Here is a 23,789-nt window from a genome sequence, read left to right on the forward strand (position 1 = left end):
GGTAGATGGAGTAGACGGAAAGTCTGCATATCAAACATGGTTAGATGCCGGAAATACCGGAACCGAAGCAGACTTTATTACTTCTTTAAAAGGAGACACTGGAGCGACAGGAGCTAACGGGGCAGATGGAGCAGATGGAGTAGACGGAAAATCAGCATATCAAACATGGTTGGATGCAGGAAACACCGGAACCGAAGCCGATTTTATCACTTCTTTAAAAGGCGACAGCGGAGCGACAGGAGCTAACGGGGCAGATGGAGTAGACGGAAAATCAGCATATCAAACATGGTTAGATGCAGGAAATACCGGAACCGAAGCCGACTTTATTACTTCTTTAAAAGGAGACACTGGAGCAACAGGAGCTAACGGGGCAGATGGAGTTGATGGAGTAGACGGAAAATCAGCATATCAAACATGGTTGGATGCAGGAAACACCGGAACCGAAGCTGATTTTATCACTTCTTTAAAAGGAGACACCGGAGCAACAGGAGCTAACGGAGCAGATGGAGTAGATGGAAAATCTGCATATCAAACATGGTTGGATGCAGGAAATACCGGAACCGAAGCAGACTTTATCACTTCTTTAAAAGGAGACACCGGAGCGACAGGAGCTAACGGAGCTGATGGACTAGACGGAAAATCTGCGTATCAAACATGGTTGGATGCTGGAAATACCGGAACCGAAGCCGATTTTATTACTTCTTTAAAAGGAGACACTGGAGCAACAGGGGCTAACGGGGCAGATGGAGCTGATGGAGTAGATGGAAAATCTGCGTATCAAACATGGTTAGATGCTGGAAATACAGGAACCGAAGCAGACTTTATCACTTCTTTAAAAGGAGACACTGGAGCGACAGGAGCTAACGGGGCAGATGGAGTTGATGGAAAATCAGCATATCAAACATGGTTAGATGCCGGAAACACCGGAACCGAAGCCGATTTCATTACTTCTTTAAAAGGAGACACCGGAGCAACAGGAGCTAACGGAGCAGATGGAGTAGATGGAAAATCTGCATATCAAACATGGTTGGATGCTGGAAATACCGGAACCGAAGCAGACTTTATCACTTCTTTAAAAGGAGACACTGGAGCAACAGGAGCTAACGGAGCTGATGGAGTAGACGGAAAATCTGCATATCAAACATGGTTAGATGCTGGAAATACTGGAACCGAAGCCGATTTTATCACTTCTTTAAAAGGAGACACTGGAGAGACAGGAGCTAACGGAGCAGATGGAGTAGACGGAAAATCAGCATATCAAACTTGGTTAGATGCTGGAAATACCGGAACCGAAGCAGACTTTATCACTTCTTTAAAAGGAGACACTGGAGCAGCGGGGCAAGATGCTACTTTGTCTGGAACAGGAGATCCTAATGGAGTTGTTACAGGCGTTGCAGGTCAAGTTTATACCGATACAGCTTCAGGAATATTATATAAAACTAGTGATGGAACAACATGGAGTGTAGTAGATTCAGATACACAAGATTTAAGTTTAAGCGGCAATACAATTAGTTTAGTAGATGGAGGGTCTGTTGATATAGGAGCTTCTACCTTAGCGGGGAATGTTGCTGGGAATAATGTTTTAGCGACGACTAACGAAACAGATATTACAACAATTAATACTACTTTAACTAGGTTGAATAATATAAGAATTGTTAAAAATCCAACTTCAGGCACAACCATAGACAATACAGATGGTACAGTAATAATTGAACAAACTGGATTGATAAGTTTAGGCTTAGGTGCTGATATAACAATACCAACCCCTAATAGTAGTAATTTAGGAAATAAGTTAGTAATTGTAAATAAAGCAGGTAACGGAACTTTACTTGGTCTTTCGGTAGCATTAAACTTAAATATTACAGGTGGAGGCACTATAAAAGGATCAGGGCTAATAACAGGATTGTCTACTTTAGGAACTAATTCTTCTATAACAATACAATGTGGTTTTGATGGAGCAGACTATTATTGGTATAAAATTGATGGTACCACTTTATAATAAGTTGATAATTATGAAAGAAAAGATATTCTCATCAATAATAATGTGTTTGGTTATAGCTGTTAAAGCCCAAACAACAAGTATTGGTCCCCTTTATATTTCTGAAAACACATTAGTAAGCGTTCATGAAGATTTATTAATAAAAGAATATGGAGCAATAACAAACGATGGTGACTTGTATGTATTTAAAAACTTCACAAATAATGGAAAATTCAAGTTTTCTAATAATAAAGTAACAGGTTATACAAGTTTTGTAGGTAATAATGAACAGACTATAACAGGTGAAGGAACATCTAGTTTTATGTTTGTTGAGTTTGATAATGAGTCAACAAGTTTAGCTTTTAGTTTAGATAAGGAAATAGAGATTGTAGGAACTACATTTTTTGAAAATGGAATTTTAAAAGCAGAAGAAAAGGGTATCGTAACTTATTTAAATGGAGCTACAAGTACTGGTATTAGTAATAAAAGTTATGTGAATAATAAAGCTCAAAAAAAAGGAAATGAAAGTTTTACTTTTCCTGTTGGAGACTATAAATCGCAAACTTTTGTTCCTAGGACTGTAACTATATCATCTCCTTCAGATCCTAACACAAATTTTTATGTATGTTTTAATTGGGAAAAGGCAACTATTGATTTTGATAAAAAAGAAGAAGATGTTGGTTTAATAAATATGAATGAGTTCTGGGAAATTCAAAATAAATCTAATGAAGAATTGGTGGAGTTAACTTTAACATGGAGTAGTGTAACGACACCAGAAATTTTTTATTCAGACCCAAGTAAACTAATGATAGTACGATGGAATGGTGAAGAGTGGGTTAAAGAAAGAGAAAATGTATACATAGACACTCATAGTAAAAGTATAACAGCAAAAGTTTCAGGATATGGTATTTTTACATTAGCATGTGAAAGAAAAAGAGGAACTATTGATCCTGTTATAGACTTTTCTGCCTCAAATTCTTTTTCTCCAGATGGTGATGGTGTTAATGATGAATTTGTAATACCAGGTTTGTCAGAAGCATATCCTAAATTTAAAATAAAAATATACAATAGGTATGGTAATGTAGTCTATGACTATAGTAATAATAATGAGTTGAATCCAACTTGGTGGGATGGGAAGTCGCATGGTAGATTAACATTAACAGGAGACCAAAAAGCAATGCCAGCGGCCACTTATTGGTATGTAGTAGACTTTAACGACGGTATAACAAAACCATATCAAGGCTGGTTATATTTAAATAAATAGCTATATGAAAAAGAAAATATATATAATACTACTAGTTTTACTAGTAAGTATAAGTAGTAAAATATTAGCCCAACAAGATCCTCAATACACTCAGTATATTTATAATATGACGGTTATGAACCCAGCTTATGCAGGTAGTAAAGAAGGTATAAGTTTAGGTTTATTAGCACGATCACAATGGGTAGGTGTTAGCGGAGCGCCAAAAACATTTAGTGGATTTATACATAGTCCAGTAAGTAGAAAAGTAGGGTTAGGTTTATCTTTAATTCACGATAAAATAGGTCCAGTAAGTGAAACACATGCCTATGCCGATTTTTCTTTTACAATTAATACTTCAGAAAAAGCTAAACTAGCTTTTGGGTTAAAGGCAGGAGCAACTTTTCAACAAATAGGTTTGTTAACATTAAATCAAGTAGAATCTAATGATTCAAAATTTAATCAGAATAGTAACAAAACATACCCAAATTTTGGTGTAGGAGCATTCTATTACAAAGAAAACTTTTATGTAGGAGCTTCAATACCAAACTTATTAGAAACATTACATTTTGAAAGATCGAACGGAAAAATAACCAAAGCATCAGAAAAAATACATGGATTTCTGACAGCAGGGTATGTAATAGATTTAAAAAATAGATTTAAATTAAAACCCTCAACATTAGTTAAGTATGCCGATTCAGCACCTTTGTCATTAGACTTATCGTTAAATTTATTATGGAATAATAAAGTGGAATTTGGAGTATCTCATCGTCTGGATGACTCGTGGAGTGGAATAGTTAATTTTAGAATTGGAAAAGACTTGCGATTAGGTTATGCGTATGATCATACAATATCTAATCTAGGAGAATTTAGTTCAGGGTCACATGAATTTTTACTACTGTTTGATTTTAAATCAGAGGAAGATAGTTATAAACAACCGAGATTTTTCTAAATCATAAAAACTATAAAAGCTGTTTTTCAACAGCTTTTATAGTTTTTTGTTTTAATCCCATAAACCACAACATTCACCACTAATAGGCATAAGACAAGTAGCAACTTCTCTAGGGATAGGAATACATAAGTCTGTTACAGGATCATTACTACCTCCATTAATAAGCTGTTGTTCATTTTTGTTTAAGATAGAACCTAAGTTCAAAATGTTTTTAATCATAACTTTAGTTTTTAGAGTTTAAAAATAAAAAGGTCATAATAGGAAACTGTTTAAATAACCGTAAAAAAAGTAAGGTATTCTCTTATTTTATATAATAAAATGAGCTTGAAGAAGATAAGATTAAAATTATTTTATGAGTTAAGAGTTGTAATGTGTTTTATTTCAGGGTATTATGTCTTTTTTATTGTTTGTGAATTGATAAGAAAACACTCGTGTCAGAATTAAAGTCATTAATACTTTCTATTATTACGTTTATAGTTTTTTTTATAAAAAGAGTCATATAAGAGTTTAACTTCGTTACCACTAACTAATTAAACTTTTAAATTATGTCAACGACGGCAACACAAAACCCAGTAATTAACCAACAAGGTTCAGCAGCTATAGATTCAGGTCAATTTGCAACTTGGAATACAGCTAATGGTTCACAGTCTACTCTTACTATTACAAATTCTAGTAGAGCTAACACACTAACTTTTACAATTGCAGGTGCGCCTGCAGGTGTTAATTGTTATGATAATGGAGCTACCAAACCTGCTAATGGATTATTTAATATTCCACCAAATTCACCTTCTTATAGTGTGGTGTGTAATGGGAATTTTGCAGGTGCGCAAGTAACCGTTTCTAATATTACTAACGCTCAGAATGATGCAACTGCAGAAATTCAGGCGCAAACTACACAAGGTTAATAAAAAAAAAGGATTGTATATTTTATATACAATCCTTGTTTTTTTTGTATTTGCGAGTAACACAGCATTTTCTCAAAGCATTACAAAATCCAAGCTGGATACAATTGTGCTTTTAAAAAATGAATATGCTGTATTAGATACCAATAATGGGTCTCAATGTATTTGTTATATTAATAATATAAGTAAGGCTCAGCAAGCAACTGTTGTTAACACAGGAGATACTAATAATGTAAAATTTAATGATAGTACTTCATTTAATGGTATCCATATTTTAAAGATTAGAGAACAGCTTATAGCTGTCGCTGATTTTAAAGGGAGTCAACTGATTGTATCCAATTTATCACCTTACGATGTAATAGTAATTGTATCTATTTTATGTCCTAAGGATGATTAGTTTATAGTGTATCACGATGCTTTTTTGAGGGGTGTTTTCCATTCCTTAGTTTTGATACTCATACTTTATTGCACTACCAAGTTATTTTACACACATATTATTCTAATGCTATGGGTTCAACTCTACAAGATACTGAGGGTACTATATTTAGTAATGTGGATTCTGGAGATCCGTTATTGTATATTAACATAACTCCAGAGTTAAATGAGTGGTCGGCTGTAGTGCTACCAGAAGATTCGACTTATAAAGAATCTACACTTACTTTATCAAAAGCGAAAACACTTTCGGTTTATTTTCTTTTTGCTGAAAATGCTCCTGATAACAATAATATTATCAATTACATAGATGAAGTTAAGGAGTACTTACAAAAGTATAGAGAAAACTTTTCAAATAATATTACTACTGCTTGGTTGTTAGATGTAAATTCAAAACCAACTAATGAAAATGTTGTTGCAATTAACTATTATGTGAATTCTCAGAATGTAATTAAGGTTAGCCAAACTTTTAATTACACCATGGGAAATGGTTTTGCGACATTATCAATTAGAAATAATACAGAAGTATCTTTCATTCCAGAAGGTGCAGCTACACAAATACAATTAAGTTACGATTTAAATAGTCCTAATATATCTTTTAACAGTAAAGAATTTGGAAGTGATACGCTGCTTAATAAAGATATATCCATATCATTTACCAAATACAATTGCGGAGCATTTAGTTTTCCGCTAGGTTTTAATTTAGAAAGCGATTTTAAAGCCTTTTACTTAGAAACATGTTACTATCATACAGAACCAGCTGATAGTAGCCTTGTAAAATATAGTTATCCTATTTTTAAACCTCAATCAGATGTAGAGTATGCAATGACTCAAGCATCGATAGACCCTTTAGATATAGGAAATAAAAAAGGATTAAATACTTATTTTGCGTTTACAGGAAGTATTTTTAATAGTAGTTCAGGAAAATCAACACCTTGCTATTTACCTAGTTTTTTTTCAATAAATACTGGTCATCCTATTACTTTATGGCCAAAAGTCAATTTAACTGAAAATACAAATCCTTCTAATAATTTAACTCCATTACCTAATAGTCCTTTATTACTTATTTCTCCCAGAGATATTGATGAAAATGAACGATTCTATTTACAACCTGAAGGAGACTTTTTTATGGATCCAAAATCAGATCAAGTAGATGAAAATGGCCAATTTGATTTTTTACCAGGATTATCAGGAACGGAAGTTATTTCCTTTACACCATACTCAGTTAAAGATAAAATTCCTACAGGAGATGTATTACGATTTAAAAGTAAACAACCGGCTTATGCGCCAAATTTTCCTGCCCAAGAATTATCACTGGTAAACCCAGGAACAAACAATCCAACTTTAGAAAATAAATACTTTACAGGATGGTATAATATTATATCAGAGGTAGCAGAAAATGTTCAATATGTTTCTCAACCTGAAGGAGCTTCCTTATTTGCCAAAGATCATGGAGTAAGTGAGGGTAATGTAGGTAAATCTAATTTGTTAGGGTTTTATGAACCTAGTATAGATATGCCTCAACAAGATTTTTATATACCTATTGTTCCTTACCTAGCAGTAGAAGCAGATTCTCAAAAACCAGGAAACGATAACTTAACAACTTTCGAGTCCGAAGTACTTAGTAAAGAACGAAAAACTCTTATTACAAGACAATTAACAGCACAAAGAGTCTCAAAAAGTGCAACCAAAAGAGTAAAATTATTAAGTGATGGAGATAGTAATTATGTAAGTTCTACAACTCCACAAGGATTAATAGCTCATGTAAAGAACAATGGAGCTTGGAGCATGCTTAACTTAGGGCAAAATGATATTCATCAAAACGCTACACCTGAGTATTTATATCCAGAAAATCAAGAACCGTCTGATCCTGCTCAATATCAAATGAGTTTTATTAATTTATCTACTAAATTACAAAGTGCTTTTCTAACTAATCAACAATTTTTAGTAGTCACTCAAAATAACCATTTAGGAACATTATTTTCTAAAAGTGGAGAACAAGGAGGGCAAACTACAGCAGAGGCTATATTTAATAACAAAATGTCAATTGAAGATTGGCCATTTGATATTAATGTAGGAACAACAAACACTTATGCCGATTATAATAATGTAGTCATTTTTAAATTTTGTAAAGGCAGGTTAATAGACAGAGTTAAAGACCCAAAGACTTGGACACAACCTAACACTTTTAATACTGAAGGAGTAGAGGATCCAGCGAATGCATATCAGCAGTTAATTGCAATATCTTCATGGGTACAGGATTATATAGCAGAAGCAGAAAAAGCTTATCAATATGGTTTAGAACACCCAGAAAGTAATCAGGCAATTCTCTATGAAAAGTTCCATAATATCGTAAATAATAAAGATTGGAATGGAATTTTGGTGCTCAAAGCAGATATTGATTTACAAGAATTTCCTCAACAATTAAAAGGGTTAATATCTGGTATTAATCTAACTAGGTTTAATGCACATCATTTTGGAATAGAAGTTAATAAGGTAAATGCTGAAGGTCAGGTTCAAATGGAAAAAAATAGTTCTCTTTTTGGACTCATCAACTATTTAGATACAGCTTATCAACAACAACTATTACAAGGGCTAAATATTAATAAACCTGTACCACCTTTAGCAGGAGCTACTTACGATTTTAAAGTACTTCAATTACAAGTTCTTTTTGAAAATACCGCTATTAAATTCTTTCAGAGTAAAGTACAATTAACAATGAACAATTTATTTTCTGATACTGTAATAGGTACGAATAATAAATATGGTTCTAAAACTCTAAATACGGTAGTGCTAGATGGCACATATCAAGATCATGATGGTACACCAGTATATGTATTTGAAAATACTGATGATAATTTATTCTACTTTGATAGTAATCTTCTTAAAAATGTAGAAATCACCAAAATTCAGTTTAATACATTAACAACTAACCCTAAAGCCACCCATATAGAATCTAGTTTCGCAATGTGGGGGTATTTAAACTATGCAGTAATGCAAACAACCACTCCTGCAACAAATGAAACAGAAGAAAAAACGATTGTTATGGATGCTTTTTCTTTTGGAAATGGAGATGGTACAGATACAGATATCATAGATGGGTTGAGTTACAGTAATTTATTTATTGATATGGCATTTGATATCAGTACACCTACTGTGGTAGATTATGTTTTTGATGCTTCAAAAATAGTATTTAACTCAGGCCTTAGTACAACTAGGCAACTAAGTTTATACCCTAATTTTGCACTACAAATCAATAACCTTGTTAGTGGAGATAAGGATACTAAGCCTTCTAGTTTAGGGTATCTTAATTTAAGTTTACCTGGAATTAATACTACCGGGCTTTCAGAAAATTGGTATGGACTAGAAATGACCTTAAATATGGGTACTCCTGGTGAATTAGCAGCGTCGTTAGATTTTAATGCTAGTTTGCTAATAGCATGGAGCCCAGGAAATAAAGCTACCGATACTGCCTATAAGGCATTTGTGGGAATAAAACTCCCAGGAACCAGTAGTAATGCTAAACTTCTTAGTCTACAAGGAGTATTAAAATTATCTATCGATACTTTAAAATTAGAATATGTAGAAGCCCAACAATCGTATTTAATGACATTGAGTAAAATAGCACTAAAGTTTTTAGGAATTCTCAAACTTCCACCAGGAGGAAGCACCAATTTTTTACTTTTTGGAAACCCAAAACCAGGAGCTACTGCCAAAAGTTTAGGATGGTACGCTGCTTATAACAAAACTAAATCATAGGTCATGGCAAGAGTACTTTATTGGAATATACAGCAGTTTGGGATTAATAAGATTAATCAAATAGGTAGAAAAAGAGATCATAATGGCAATCGTCTGCAAACCCCAGAATCAGGGTATAGACGGGATGTAATTAGAACGACATTAACCCAAAATACTCCTGATATCTTTGTTGTAGTAGAAACGAGTACAGGAAGTGGAGCTCCTGGAACTTTAATAAGTGCAGGAGGGTCTACAGGATCTCGTTATCTTTTGGGGCTTATACGTAATTGGCTGGGAGCTAATTGGATGTTAGTACCTCCTGTTAGGTTAGGTTTGAATGGAGTTACTGAAGGGATATCTGTATATTATAACAGTGCAAATCTTGAATTTACTGGGCCTTGGGGTTGGCAAGGAGGTGGCAATGCTTCTGATTCTGTAGCCAATATAGGTGCTATGAACCTTGCGAACTATGCACATCCTTGGAATACTACTCTCCCTTTAGGAAACGTAAATGCAAATTCTAATATTAATGCTAATTGTGCTTTTAGACAACTCGCAGGACAATGGCAGTTTAGAGGTCCAGGAGTAGGAATGGCTCCAGGACCAGTATTAGGATTTCCTAATAATTTTAATAGAACTCCTTATCTCACAACCTTTTGGGATAATGCCAATAACAGAACTATTAAATTGATGTCTTTTCATGCTTCGCCCAAAAAGAATCAGGCAGCTAATGGTACAAATCAATTATCTAATATTCAAGAAATGACTGCAAATCTTGCTGCCAATGAAGTAGGTGTTATTGTAGGAGATTTTAATGTAGATGTGTTCAATACACATTTTGAACCTATAGCATATAATAATTTAACTGGAGCTGCTGGATATACTCGTGCCATAAACCCAACAGCTAATCAATGGCCTGATAAAGGGTATGTATGTACTATGTTAAAATCTCACAGAAATGCGAGACCATGGGATACCAATGGATATTCTGGGTACAAATATGTGATTCAAGATTCTTTTTCTAGTGTAGATAACATACTAACTAGATATGGCGTAAACGCAGGGGGGCCTGCAGCTAATATTACCATTGCTAATAGGGTTACTGGGACTCCCTATAACCTAGATCCTAATCCGCCTGTGGGGGTTCCAGCTGGTCATTATGCTTATACAACAGGAATGGCTCAAATACCTGTTGGTATGGCTAATGCAGGATCTCCAGTAGCGTTGCCGTTACCTCCCAATGGACCTAATGGTGTAGGAGGATATGCTCCAGGAAATATAGGAGCTTTAAGTAGATTCAAAGGATGGGCTAACTTCCGGAGAATACGAAGTACCAGTGATCATATGGCATTAATTATTGATATATAACAGCACACAATTTTGTATTATGAGTCTTTCTAACCTTACAACCACTTTTAGAGAACAAGCAGCTACCAATAATGGTAATATCACTATTAATGCAGTTACTTTTACGAATTCTCAATTAACACCTCCTGAAGACCTGGATAAATTGTTAACTAAAGGATATAAATTACCTGAAGGGAAATTTTTATTAATTGATACATCGAGTACCACAATTCCAGAGCCAGTAGGAAATATTTTAACAATACAAAATGCTAAGGCTACAATACTTAATGTAGATAAAACAAATACCAAAGTTACTTTAATCATTACTGTTAATGAAAGTAACGATGCTCAATTTACAATATCGATTGATTTAAATAACTGGAAGTTTGAAACCAGTTGGAAATACATGACGGGCGGAGTATTTGATAATATTCCATATAGTTCTCCAGCTTTTATTTTTAGTACAGAAGATATTGCAAAATTTTCATGGCAAAATCAAACTGTACCTTTGGTAATGGGGCAAAACTTTGCATCTCTTATTACACTAACCAAATGGTTAAAACCTGTAGAGGATTTTTTTACATTTTGGTCGTCAAGTACACGATTAGCATTAGTAGGAAGTTTAGATCCTTCTGCTGTTAATAATGAAGATATTATTTACCCAGAAATGAATCTTTATGTAGCTATAGATGCTACTGTAATTTCTTTAGGTTTTTTAGAGGTAAGTAACCCCGGAGTAGGGTTTCAAATTAAAACAATAGAAGAGTTTGTAAGTCAAGATTCAGATATGGATACTATCTTAAGTATTACTGAAGAAGAAACCGAAAAAACACAGACTCCAGTTCTATATTTTCAACTCACATTACACCTAGGAGATGATATTTCTATGGATTTTAGCGCAGGGATAATTACAGAATCTTCTGCTTTTGATATTAATGTAACATCAGACCCTAATAAACCAGTAACACCTTTAAATTTATTTTCTTTAATGGCTGGGAACAATTGGTTTACAATTGTGCCTCCAACATTACAACAGTTTTTAAACAGTATAGCTTTTAAAGGATTTAGTACTTCACTCGATTTTACAGATGGTCTAAGTATTAATAGTGTATCAACATTAGTAGGGTCTAATGGAGCGTGGAATCTTTTTGATAATTTTACCATTCAAGAATTTGATGTAAATTGGTTAGTTACAGGGCCAGGAACAATTAATGATCAAAGTATTTTTTTCTCAGCTCGAGCAGATTTTTTTCCAACCATATTCAAAGGAGGTTTTGATGTAGAAATTACTTCTGATCTTACTTTATCAGCAGCTTTTGATGGAACCGTTTCAATCAATGATTTATTAGCAGCCATAACAGGCGGTTTTATAAAAATACCAGAAAGTTTGGTAAGTGTAGTATTTACAGGGTTTGGTATTGATATGGATATCAATAGTAAATACTATGCATTTTTTGCATCAGGAGATATTGAAATGAACCTTATTACCAATATATCATTAACTGATGCAGCATTACAACTTACCTCTACTTCTCCAGTAACAGGAACAGGTTCAAATGTATATACAGCTGCTATTAGTGGTCTTTTCTCTATAGGAGATTTAAGATTGCAATCAGCAGTAAATTACAATTCTTCAACAGAAGATGGTGGGTGGGATTTAAGTATAAACATGCCTGCAGGTGACAAGTTAAACTTAGGGCAATTGATGGATGGATTGTTTAAAAAAGTAGGCTTTGAGTTACCTACTAGTTTTTTACCAGCAGATTTGTCAATTACTAGTTTTGATTTAACCGCAGATATTCCAAATGGAGAGGAAAAAGGTTCTTATGAAGTTAAAACGAGCATAGAGTGGAAGTTCACTTTTCCTATAATTAATCAGAGAATTGATATTGCTGCAGCGTTAGCCTTAAAGTTTGATGCAACCAAAGCAGCAGGAAAGCAATACTCTGGTGGTGTAATGGGAAGTGTTTTACTTGAATACTTTAATGCAGAAGTTAAGATTGGTTATAATTTTGATGGTGATGACCAATTATTAATGATTGAATGGGAAGGGTTCATTGCTAAATATAATGTTGCAGGAGAAAGTAGAACTATCATTTTTGAGATTAAAAATTGGAGTGTAGGGTCGTTACTTACCTCATTTATGAAGATGTTGTTCGATCCTAACTTTGAATTAGATGCTCCTTGGGATATACTCAATAAAATAAGTTTAGACGGATTTAAGGTTACTTATAATTTAGATACCAAAGAGGTAGTAGTAGATTATAAATTACCAAAAAGTCTTGATTTAGTATTCATTACAATCAACGGTATTAAGCTAACAAAAAATGCACAAGGTGTTCAAATAGCATTTGATGGTAGTTCAGTAGTACCAGCAATTAACGACAGTAATGTCTTTAACAAAGAAAAAGGACAAGATGTAAAAGATATGCCAGAAGTTCCTGGTCAAGGAACACAGTATTTTGAGTTACGCTTATTAGCAATGGGACAACATGTTGAGCTAAATAATGCAGCTCAATACCAATCTATTAAAGAAGTTACAGATGCTATGGAAAAAGCATTTGATACTCCAGAAAAAGGCAAAGTACCTATTGGTCCTGGTTCAGGAAACTCTTTACTTTCATTTAATGAAAATTCAAATTGGTTAATAGGAACCGATTTTGGAATCCTTAATGTTGGTACCAAAGAAAAACCGGTATGGACATTAGAAATGCAAGCCGTATTCAACGATCCTAATTTATACGGTTTACGAATTGCAATGGCAGGTGATAAAGCCAAAATTTTTGCAGGCTTGGATTTTGAGATTATGTATAAAAAAATCTCAGATGGAGTAGGAGTATATCAAATAGCGCTTACACTACCAGATGCATTAAGATACTTACAGTTTGGTGCAGTCAATATCACACTTCCTTCTATTGCCTTGGCCATTTATACCAATGGTGATTTTATGGTAGATATAGGATTTCCGTATAAACTTGATTTTTCAAGATCCTTCACTATACAAGCTATTGTACCACCAGGAATTCCAGCAATGGGGTCAGGAGGTTTTTACTTTGGAAAATTAAGTAGTGCTACAACCAAAAAAGTACCACAAACAAATTATGGTAATTTTAATCCAGTAATTGTTTTTGGAATAGGCTTACAGTTAGGTGTTGGATATAGTGTTAACTACGGGGTACTAAAAGCTGGATTTAGCATTACAATTTTTGGTATTTTAGAAGGAGTTATTGCTACATACCATCCATATCAAGGAGCACTTCAAGAAAACAATAAAACAGAAGTAGAAACTTCTTATTACTATTGGTTGCAAGGTACACTTGGGTTAATTGGTAAATTGTATGGCTCTTTAGATTTTGGAATTATTTCGGCATCTGTAAATATTACAGTAAAAGTATATGCACAAGCAATTTTAGAAGCATACAACAAAATGCCTTTGGCTATTGTAGCCTCAGTAGATGTAAGAGTTTCAGCAAAAATAAATTTAGGAATATTCTCTATTAAAATTAACTTTAGTTTCAAAGCAGAAATACGAACAGATCTTACAATCGGTACAGATCAAACAAGTATGGCTCCATGGAACAGACAACTTTCAGAATCTGTTGATGGTAACTATTTAGTATACGCAGAAAAATCAAGTAGATTAATTGAGCTGCCTATAAAACCAATACATTACAACTCTAAATTAGTAGTAAGTGCAGAAGAGAATGCACCTACACTTAATATTTATTTAATTCCACACCTAACAGTAGCTGGATCGGAAAATGGCGATTTAAAAAACCAGAAAGCTCAGTATGTTACTACACTATGGATTGATGCCCCTGATGCTGAAAACCCTGATAGCACAGTTACTTCTTCGTTTGAGTATTTAAGTCAAGATTTTTTTAGATGGTTAATACAAAACTATGCAGAAGAAAGAGCAACAGAAAGTACAAGAACTACAACTGACGGATTAGCAGTATCAGAAACCGATTTACAGGTCTTATTAGCACTATTATCAAACGAAAATACGCCATTACCAATTCCTACAGATAAATTATTATCATTCCTTGAAGATACTTTTGAGGCTGTAAACATTCAAAATGTAACAGAAAGCTCAAAACCTGAAACAGCAGCTGTATTTCCGATGTTTTTCGATTTAGAACTATCTGTTCCAGACGCAGGAGTTGATGTGAATTTCAGTACCTATAATATGGCAACGGATGAATATCTATCTGAAGTTAAAAAATGGTTTAATGAACTCGCAGTAAAAGTATCTGAAGAAAATGCTAATACAGCCTTGAGAAAAAGTGCAGCAGTAGAACATTCATTATCAACATTTGTTTTTGAAGACTACTTTGTACTTATAGGAAAACAACTTATAGGATATGCAGAAGACGCATTAAAAAACTATACTTACCCATTATCTAAAGGTAATAGCCTAAATGCCATGGCAAACTGGGCAAATAATATTAGTACTTCTAATGGAGTAACAAATACTGTTAAGATAAGTGATATTTCTAAAGCGAACCAATCTCACCCTTTAAATGGAGGAATTGATGTTCATATTACAGGAGTAATGTACACTATTCTTGATGGTGATAATTTTGTTTCTATTGGAGCTAAATACGCCTTAGAAATAGCATTGCTGATTACACAAAATGCAACCATTCCGGGAGTATTACAAGTTCAAGAAATTACGTATGACTCTAAGACTTATACAGTAAAACCTACAGATACTATTAATGAGGTAGCTACAGGGTTACAAACTACAGTAGCAGATTTAGCCAATGATTCAAGCTTTCAAAAAAATACACTTCTAACTACTGAAGCAAACTTAACTGTAGCAGCTACAAACTATACAGCAAAAAGTGAAGATACTTTTGCAGGAATAGCTAGTACCGTATTTAATAATATTTCAGTTTCAGATTTATTACTACAAAATCAATCTGTACCAGGACTGCTTATAGTAGGTAATTCATTTGTTTATAATAGTGTTACTTATACTATTGTGCCTGGAGATACCCTAACAGGTATAGCAAAAAAACTAAGTACTCCTACTAATAAGGTAACGGTAAATGACCTTGCCAATGATACACAAATTCAATCATTACAAGTACAGCCACTAGGAGTATTGTTAGTTCAACCTTTTGTACACACAACAATAACTTTTACCAATCCTGATGATGCAGAAACGCTAGGTAAAATAGCTCAAAAATATAGTACAACTCCAGAAGTTTTAGGAGCAAACTATCATAACCAACAATTAAATGATTTATTCTATAATTCAGATAATTACAGTACAGTAAATATTCCAGAATTAAGATGTTTAGACGTACAAAGTATATTAGATTATTTTAAAGCAAACCATTCATATACACAATTATCGGGTATGGTATCTCGATACCAACTTCATGGAATGAGGTTACCAACTACCTTACCAGGATTAACACTCAATGCAAACTCTCCATGTACAGGTGATGATTGTGCTTTATACCAATTAACAGGACAACAGTTTGAAGTTCCAAGCGATGTTAAAGAAGGATTTACGATCAACTTAATTAATACTACATTAAATTGGTTACAGTTTAATGGAGAAGTTCCTTCTGGAGACCCTAAAAAAGCAACATTACCAATAAAATTAACTGCAGAAGATATATCGCAAATCTCAACAGTGGTTAATTATGCTCAGCAAACAGGTATTGAGCCAGATATTTTAAAACTGGCAGCTATGACACCGTATAATTTAACTCCAGTGCAATATACATTCCAAACCGTAACACAATGGAGTACTTCAGGAGAGGTAAATCTACCTTATGGTAATTTAGGAAGCCAAACAGAAGTATCTCCTTTAATATGGAATTTCCCATCAGGTTTATTACAGCAAATAGCGTTGCCAAAACGAGCTGGTACAGCAATGGATATTCAAATAGGAACGTATAATGCTGCAACAGGAGTTATGGACTATAAAAACTCTGAGTATTATGGTTGGTCTACACTATTAGAAATAGATATTAAAAAACAAGCAGATGATACTGCTCCGGGTACAAGTGCATTTACTTATGAGTTAATAGGAGCAAATGAGTCAGGAACACAGATTTTAGAAAGATTATTAAGAGTTTTAAACCCTAATTCTTCTAATAATAATCAAGGGGTAATTGAAGATATACAGTGGTTATATGAAGGAAGTGATGGATTACTTTCTGTTGGAAACCTAAATATGAAAACGTTTATTGTTCAATCTAATTTATCAACAGAAACAAATCCCGTACAATTAAAATCATTACAGAAAGGTCTTGAAGTAGAAGAATCTGAAAAACCTAACGGAGTTTTAAATTCATTATATGATTTTGTAAAACTATTATGGGAGTGTAGTATTACAAGATCTGGAGGATATTATTTATTATACAATGAAATTGAAGGAAATACAGGTTTCCCTGATACTATTTTTGACAGTTCAGGAAACGGAACAATTTCATTACTGGTTACTTATAGTAATTCATACAATAATATTCTTAAAGATTTTATGAACTGTGCTATAACAGGAGATAAAATAGATACTTCATCTTCTATCGTTTATGCAGAGTCTAAAGCTCAAAGAGATTTAAGTTATACAACAACTTTAGCAAATGAAACGCTACAAAGCATTTCCTCTCAATATAATATATTAATTAGCGAGTTAGCTAAACTTAATGAAACAGATGTAAAACTTAATACATCAGCAAAACCAATTATTTTAAACGGGTTACAATATGAAGTTGGTCTTCCGTCAGATACACCATCTAATAATTTAACAGCCATAGCAGAGTATTTTAAGGTTGATTCAAATGATGTAAAAAATCTTAATCCAGATATTGATAATTGGGATGATTTAGCTGTATGGGAATTAATAGAAATCCCTACAGTTACTTACCAGATAACAACAGGCGAGGGTACTCCAGGTAATACATTACAAAGCATTGCTAGTTATTACTTCATAGATGTTGATACACTATCTTTTATAATTAAAGATGCTGCTGTTTTTGCGGTAAGCACAACCTTTACAATAGTTGATCAGGTAGTACATAAAGTATCATCAATTCAACAAGGTACAGCAGGGTTTGAGTTAAGTCGTACAAACCCAGGTACTCCACCAGATAACCCAAGTAGTGCTGGCTATGCAGAAACCTATTTAAATAATCTATATAATTTATTAAACTATCAAATAGTAGCTAACAGATATTTTAACAAAAGTATTGTAGGTTTACCTTCTGGTCCTGCAAATACCGATGAAGAAAATAAAGAAAATGCGAACTCTGTTTGGAACTATAATCAAGTAATTCCTATAGCGCAGTATGCAATAGATAACCCTAATAATTCTTACCCAGAAGGATTCCCTCAAAAAGAAGATAACCCTTATAGAGGTATAGGAAACACATTACAAATACATTTTGATTGGGTAGATTATTATGGTAATGAAACCATAACACCATTTAACAATCCAGCGCTAAACACAAAATCACCTCTTAATAATCCACCAGTGCAAGTAGGATACCTTGATGAATTAAAAGGTTTCTCACAGTGGCCAAGTTTGTTTATTACCTATGATGTAAAATTAGAAAATGATACAGACAGAGAGTTGTTATTAAATTTCTCTTTTGATATTACAAGATATCAAAATACAGATGGTAAACCTTGTGTGTCTGATCCTAATAATCCAGATGCACCAGATTATCAAAAAAATGCATTACATGACTTAGCTGTATATACCAATATATATTATCAAATAAATCAATTTAATCCCTATAAAAAAGATCAGAATACAGTAACCCTAACCTTAAGTACTTCACTACTTCCAGGGGTTGAAACTGATGTAAGTTTAGAACCAATTAATAATTTTGTAAAAGAAATTTACGCTTATTTATATGCAGTAGCGTACTGTAAAACAGTTCCTACGGCTCCAACAATGAGTTCAATAAAACAACCAGTAGCTATTGAAAATTTAGAAACAGCTTCTATTTTTGAGTTAACAGTAGCATTACGTATGGAAAGAGACCTTTCTTTTGTTAACAACGATTTTAAAGATAGCCCATCGGTTACTTCAACTAGTACCTTGGTTCAACCTAATACGTATGTTCCAACTCTTGGAGAGGAAAATAGTGCTGGAGAAAAAACACAAAATCATTCACTAACAGAATTTGCCGTTAATTTTGAAAAGACTTTTTATCAAGAAAATGAATACGTACTTAAAGTAACTACAGGTATAGATAAAGAGTTGGTTGGAAGCCAGAAGAATGAATCTATTTACATTGTAAGAATGGGGCTAAAACCTGGTAACGGTATTTATTGGAATGTTGAGCCAGCAGGATCTTATGAGCTTACAAACAATTCAATTTCGAAACTGCCAAAATCAGGAGTTCCTAATTCTGTAGTAGATAAACTTACTCCATTAGTAGGAACCATATATATGAGTAAGGCTAGTTTTGATGAAGCATTGCAGGGAGTTTTGACCAATGAGGAATTCAGCTCATATAAAATAAAAATCTATACATATAGTTTATTAAATGCATCTTTCTATGCACCGTTACCAATTTCTACCAGTTTAGTATCTAAAAAAGATGTTCCAATATGCTCTTATGTTACAGGTAAAGGACTAGATTGTGAAAAAGGTACAGTAAAGAATTTTACAGATGTTGATATGGATATCTGGGGAAAACAATGTTTGGATGCAATTGACCTTTTCTTAAGCTCAGAATATGCAGTACCAGCATTTTTGGTAGACCAATTAAAACAGAAAGAAGAAGAAGAAGTTTTAAAAGGTTTAGATACAGATGCTACATCTTTCCTTGAAGCTATAACCAAAGCTAAATCATTATTAGCAGAAACCATTTCAACTAAGGTAGAGCCAATTCTTACAGCACCAGAAGTAAATGAAGCAAGAAAATTAAACGCTCAAGAAAAGTTCAAACAACAATTACTCATTCAGTTAGGAAACACCTATTCTGTTAATGCAGTAGTACAAATGCAGGTTACAGCAGAGTCTGGAATAGCAAGAGAAGAAGCAAATCAAATAGCTCCTCGTTTGTATGGTACTCCAAGTATTGTTAATAATGCAGAAGGAGATAGTAAACTATATTCAATTTCAAATGCTAAAATACAGTTAGATTACGAAGACGGAGAAAAAACATCAGATATATCTTTCATCTTTTCTACTAAAAATTCCAAAGAATTTACCTCAGTAGCTTTAGGTATGGATTATCAAATTACCCATGTTGAATTTGATATTACAGATGTGCCAGATGTAAAAGGTTATCAAGCTTCAAAATGGTTAACGTTTATAGTACCTGTTAATTTAGCTGAAACAGTAGAGCCTAATTTTGATAATTCTCCGTTACAACAATCTTTAGGTATAGTAGATATTCCTATAGTTCTTCGTAATTACCCAAAACCACCAACGCTAACAACTCAAGAAGGTAAAGCAGTGTCAGTAGTAGGTAATACAACGAAAGAAACTCTTGAAAAAGCATCAGAATGGAATTTTACCTATACCTATTCTGAAGATCAGGCAGCTCAAGATCAAATTTATTCAGATATTAGGTTTAATACTTTTGATAGTAAAAACAATAAAAGCCTACGCAAAGCTAGTTCTCGAAACCTATTTAACGATATGGCACAAATGGTGAGTGTATGGTCGTCGGTGTTAAATGATATGACTAAGTATTTAACTCTTATATCTCCTACATCAGATGAAACTGATTCAAACCTTAACAAAGCATTTTCTGCAATGAAAGCCATGGTGCAGATAACTAATAATTTGGCAGTAGCTTGGAGTGAACATAATAATAACAATAATAATATAGCAGCTTCTAATAACTCTTCTCTAGTAAAAACTCAAGAGTCTCAAGAGCCTACAAGTGTATATAATTTTATTATACAGCAAAATGAAGATTCGTATTTTACTACTACCTGCGATTGCCAAGGAGGAAAAGAGTGTAAGCGTTTAGTAGTAAGTATAGTACTGCCTGAAAATATGTCTGAAATAGACAAACAGTTATTTTTGAATAAATTTAGTTTGGCTGAGATACCTAACGCACCATTAATCAATATAAAAAATTATACAAGAGTACAAGCAACGGATGAATCTGGAACGCCTATTGAAAACTCGTATTGGTACGTAAAAGACCCTAAAGCTAAAACAAAGGAATACTTAGGATACCCTTGTTCTTTTGAGATACCAAATAGAACGGTTGAGGTAAACGGATTAAATGTATTACAGTTCCAAAATACTTGGGCAGGAATAGCGGTAATTAGAAATGAAGGATTAGTAGAAGATAACCCTACAAACCCTGAGTTTATTTATAGAACTCCTTTAATTAGATTTTCTAATAAATTAATACCGCTGCTTAGTAATAATACAGAAATTAATATTGCTAAAATAATAGATGAAAAAGGAAGCATCGTATCCTTATCAGAGCATTTGGCAACATTCTTTAAAACGTTCTTTACGTATGATGAGTTACAACAACAAACAATTAAAATAACAGGATATTGGAATTATTATTTACAAGAAAAAGAAGGAAGTGATTTACCTCCGGTTCAATTACCAATATTATTATATACACCTTTCTCTTTTGATATTCCTAAAGATTATACAATACCAAATGAAGGATGTTCTGGAGAAATTACTTCTACTACACCTTTTGTATGTCAGTTAGCAAAAGCATTAGAAAAATGGTACGAAAACAAAAAACCAGCAACAACAGATGCTTATTTTTCATTTGATTTGTCTGTATTTTCTGAGGTAGAAGGCGCTAACTTACCACTAATACAATTATCAAACTTAGTACTACCATATAAGAACATAAATAACTTATAAGATAGTTTTTAAAAGAGAACAGATAAAAAAAGCGGACGAAAGTCCGCTTTTGAGTTTAACAAAGTTCTTGTTTACAATCATAAAAACAAGCACTAAACTCTTCTTTAGTCTGAAAATTTTGCGATCTACAAAAGTCAAAGCATACAGTACAAGTAGGTAATGCACCACCTTTAACAAGTTTCTGTTCTTTTTTTGTTAATGTTAATCCTAAGTTTAAAATGTTTTGTAACATAATTAGTTGTTTTAAGTTCTTTAAAAATAGCTTGTTAGCGTTTTTTAACCTTTTGAAAAACCGTAAAAAAAGTAAGGTGTTCTCATACTTTATTAAAAGAGTAGGAGAGAGCAACCAAGTTCTTTTACTACCGTCATTTCGAGCGCTAGCGAGAAACCGTAAGGTTCAGCGAAGCTAAATCTTAATGTTATGAGTAATTCTGAATAATAAGATTTCTCACACTTCGCTAGCGCTCGGTTCGAAATGACGTTATTATTTGTTGGTTTTCCTCTTTGCGAGGAGATTGAGATGAGTATGTATAAACGCCGACCTATTTTTATTTTGGTAGCATTCGAGGTTATGGAGTAGAAGAGAATCCAAAGAGTTTACAGTCTGGATTCGAATACGGAATACAACGTAGAATTCAAAAAAGGAAAAAGAAGTCTTGATTTTTTGTTTCGTTTTGTATCAAGACAAAATGAAAGCATATGTTTATGAGATTACGTCATTTTCCATTTCTATTTCGTTGAGTGTTAGTTTGTATGGTATTGTTCTTTTTCCATTGATGAAAAAGAACCAAAAAATCTAGTCTTTCGAAACCTTTACTCGAAAATTATCATCCTCGAAACTAAATGAAAAGAACTCGCTGTCGCTCAAACAGCTTTTCACTTATAACGTTTCTTGCGGTGTAATTTTCGGTTTGTTTTCTGAGGATGTTTTATTACAGTCATTGCGAGGAGGTATGACGAAGCAATCTTTTTCTCGATTACCGTCATTTCGACCAGCGGGAGAAACCGTAAGGTTCAGCGAAGCTAAATCTTTAAGTTATGAGTAACTCCCATTCATGAGTTTTTAGCTCCACTGAACTTAATGTTAAAAATACCTTCCCATACTTGTATACCAAAAAAGTTGTAAGAAAAAAAAGTGTACAGAATTTTAGTGATTTATTTCTAACAGATTAATAATGTCTTCTCCAACAGTTTTAGATAGATTGTTGTTACTGTCTAATACAGAGATAAAACCCATTTTACATTGATGTTTCATAGCGTTACCATTTACTAAATATTCTTCTGTATGAAAGTTAAGAAACTGATTATCCTTATTTTCTCCAGGATACAGTAATAGTGCTCTTTTAGCATTCCAAAAACGACAATAGGTATACATTTGCCTTAAATCTTCCACAGAAGCACGATCATTAGTAGGACATTTCCACTTGGTATCTATTATAAATGTTTCATTTCCTTTTCTTAGTATAATATCAGGGCGTAAATTATTATTGTTCCAAAAAAGTTTTGAATCTTGCCCTATTACTTCTATATTTTTATCTCTAGTTGTTTTGTATAACTCTGTTAATACATACTCTTCCCATAATACATTCATATCAAACAAAAGAGATAACATTTTTTCTTGACCCCCAGATATATTAGGGGAATAGTTTAAAATAATCAACCTTGCAAGTTCTATAGCATACTCATAATCTCTTGATTTTCTGTTGAGTTTTATAGAGTTTAATAGTTGTTGGTTTATTTGTTTTTTACTAATATCAGGAAAGTTAAGTGCAACACGTTTGTATGAATCATATAAGTATGTGCCTCTTGTATATTGAGATACTATGCTTAGTGCTTCGTGCAAAACTTGATGTAATACATGATCGGTGTCATATACTTGATGAGTTGTGTAAAATTGTTCTTTGCGTACAATGTTTTTATGTATATGTCCAGCAAATTCAAGCTTACCTTTTAGGGCTTTCGTGTTTTGTGTTTGTTTTCTATATTGTTTTACGAGCCCCTTTCTTTGTAAATTTTGTACTTCTGATAAAAACAAATCAAAGTATACTTCTAACAAATTCAAATTGGTACGTTTAACATTTGCAGCGCCTGCGGTATCAGCTTTTAACCTTCCACAGGCTTGTAACATTTGTAATAATACTTTTTGCCATTTAGTATCAGAATCATACTTGTCAGCTTTTGGGTGAATTTCTATTGATAAGCCATTAACCTGAATAATACCTACATATTGATTAAATTGAATACCTTTGGCAATAGGTTTAAAATATTTCCACTCATGGTATTCGTTTAGTTTTAAAAGAGCGTCTAAATGTTTTTGCTGAAAGCCTTGTTGACCAATATATAAACGTTGATGTTCGTATACTTTCATC

At 33.2% G+C, this 23,789-nt stretch carries 11 protein-coding genes; 8 read left to right on the top strand and 3 right to left on the bottom strand.

What is annotated here, in order from left to right; all coding sequences use genetic code 11:
• The 3 genes from VBY68_RS09845 to VBY68_RS09855 form a co-directional block, all read left to right on the top strand.
• On the top strand, positions 1 to 1,999 hold a 1,999-nt coding region (locus tag VBY68_RS09845; RefSeq protein ID WP_415269614.1), incomplete at its 5' end, for a beta strand repeat-containing protein.
• Between the two features lie 13 nt (positions 2,000 to 2,012).
• Positions 2,013 to 3,242, top strand: a complete 1,230-nt coding sequence (locus VBY68_RS09850; RefSeq protein ID WP_415269615.1) for a gliding motility-associated C-terminal domain-containing protein — start codon at positions 2,013 to 2,015, stop codon at positions 3,240 to 3,242.
• A gap of 4 nt (positions 3,243 to 3,246) precedes the next feature.
• Entirely contained in the window at positions 3,247 to 4,170 is a 924-nt protein-coding gene (locus tag VBY68_RS09855) for a PorP/SprF family type IX secretion system membrane protein (RefSeq protein WP_415269616.1), read from the top strand.
• A 51-nt stretch (positions 4,171 to 4,221) separates the two neighbouring features.
• Here the strand turns inward: VBY68_RS09855 and VBY68_RS09860 are convergent, their stop codons facing one another.
• A complete protein-coding gene (locus VBY68_RS09860; protein WP_164723484.1) occupies positions 4,222 to 4,389 on the bottom strand; it encodes a hypothetical protein in 168 nt (55 codons plus the stop codon).
• 326 nt (positions 4,390 to 4,715) lie between these two features.
• On the opposite strand from VBY68_RS09860, the gene VBY68_RS09865 reads away from it, so the two are divergent.
• The 5 genes from VBY68_RS09865 to VBY68_RS09885 all read left to right on the top strand — a co-directional run bounded on the left by VBY68_RS09865 (position 4,716) and on the right by VBY68_RS09885 (position 21,420).
• Entirely contained in the window at positions 4,716 to 5,075 is a 360-nt protein-coding gene (locus VBY68_RS09865; RefSeq protein ID WP_099213891.1) for a hypothetical protein, read from the top strand.
• The gene (locus tag VBY68_RS09870) at positions 5,032 to 5,469 is read left to right on the top strand and encodes a hypothetical protein (RefSeq protein WP_141554016.1); all 438 of its coding nucleotides are present in this window, start codon (positions 5,032 to 5,034) and stop codon (positions 5,467 to 5,469) included. The genes VBY68_RS09865 and VBY68_RS09870 overlap by 44 nt, the downstream gene beginning before the upstream one ends.
• A 110-nt stretch (positions 5,470 to 5,579) precedes the next feature.
• Positions 5,580 to 9,263, top strand: coding sequence for a hypothetical protein (locus VBY68_RS09875; protein WP_415269617.1), 3,684 nt, complete (start codon positions 5,580 to 5,582; stop codon positions 9,261 to 9,263).
• Positions 9,264 to 9,266: 3 nt separating this feature from the next.
• Positions 9,267 to 10,610, top strand: a complete 1,344-nt coding sequence (locus VBY68_RS09880) for an exonuclease/endonuclease/phosphatase family protein (protein WP_099213888.1) — start codon at positions 9,267 to 9,269, stop codon at positions 10,608 to 10,610.
• 19 nt (positions 10,611 to 10,629) lie between these two features.
• Positions 10,630 to 21,420 (top strand): LysM peptidoglycan-binding domain-containing protein, encoded by a 10,791-nt coding sequence (locus tag VBY68_RS09885; protein ID WP_415269618.1) that lies wholly within the window; start codon positions 10,630 to 10,632, stop codon positions 21,418 to 21,420.
• 55 nt (positions 21,421 to 21,475) lie between these two features.
• On the opposite strand, the gene VBY68_RS09890 is transcribed toward VBY68_RS09885, so the two are convergent.
• Together VBY68_RS09890 and VBY68_RS09895 are read right to left on the bottom strand one after the other, a co-directional pair.
• The gene (locus tag VBY68_RS09890; RefSeq protein WP_273694721.1) at positions 21,476 to 21,652 is read right to left on the bottom strand and encodes a hypothetical protein; all 177 of its coding nucleotides are present in this window, start codon (positions 21,650 to 21,652) and stop codon (positions 21,476 to 21,478) included.
• A gap of 915 nt (positions 21,653 to 22,567) precedes the next feature.
• Positions 22,568 to 23,788 (bottom strand): McrC family protein, encoded by a 1,221-nt coding sequence (locus VBY68_RS09895; protein WP_415269619.1) that lies wholly within the window; start codon positions 23,786 to 23,788, stop codon positions 22,568 to 22,570.
• Between the last annotated feature and the right edge of the window lies 1 nt (position 23,789).

It is taken from the genome of Tenacibaculum ascidiaceicola (assembly GCF_047470925.1).
Classification (GTDB): domain Bacteria; phylum Bacteroidota; class Bacteroidia; order Flavobacteriales; family Flavobacteriaceae; genus Polaribacter; species Polaribacter discolor.

Excerpts from the sequence above, each read along its gene's own strand:
- VBY68_RS09860 (WP_164723484.1), bottom strand. The coding sequence starts at position 4,389 with ATGATTAAAAACATTTTGAACTTAGGTTCTATCTTAAACAAAAATGAA.
- VBY68_RS09890 (WP_273694721.1), bottom strand. The coding sequence starts at position 21,652 with ATGTTACAAAACATTTTAAACTTAGGATTAACATTAACAAAAAAAGAA.
- VBY68_RS09850 (WP_415269615.1), top strand. The coding sequence starts at position 2,013 with ATGAAAGAAAAGATATTCTCATCAATAATAATGTGTTTGGTTATAGCT.
- VBY68_RS09870 (WP_141554016.1), top strand. The coding sequence starts at position 5,032 with ATGATGCAACTGCAGAAATTCAGGCGCAAACTACACAAGGTTAATAAA.
- VBY68_RS09865 (WP_099213891.1), top strand. The coding sequence starts at position 4,716 with ATGTCAACGACGGCAACACAAAACCCAGTAATTAACCAACAAGGTTCA.
- VBY68_RS09885 (WP_415269618.1), top strand. The coding sequence starts at position 10,630 with ATGAGTCTTTCTAACCTTACAACCACTTTTAGAGAACAAGCAGCTACC.
- VBY68_RS09855 (WP_415269616.1), top strand. The coding sequence starts at position 3,247 with ATGAAAAAGAAAATATATATAATACTACTAGTTTTACTAGTAAGTATA.
- VBY68_RS09880 (WP_099213888.1), top strand. The coding sequence starts at position 9,267 with ATGGCAAGAGTACTTTATTGGAATATACAGCAGTTTGGGATTAATAAG.
- VBY68_RS09895 (WP_415269619.1), bottom strand. The coding sequence starts at position 23,788 with ATGAAAGTATACGAACATCAACGTTTATATATTGGTCAACAAGGCTTT.
- VBY68_RS09875 (WP_415269617.1), top strand. The coding sequence starts at position 5,580 with ATGGGTTCAACTCTACAAGATACTGAGGGTACTATATTTAGTAATGTG.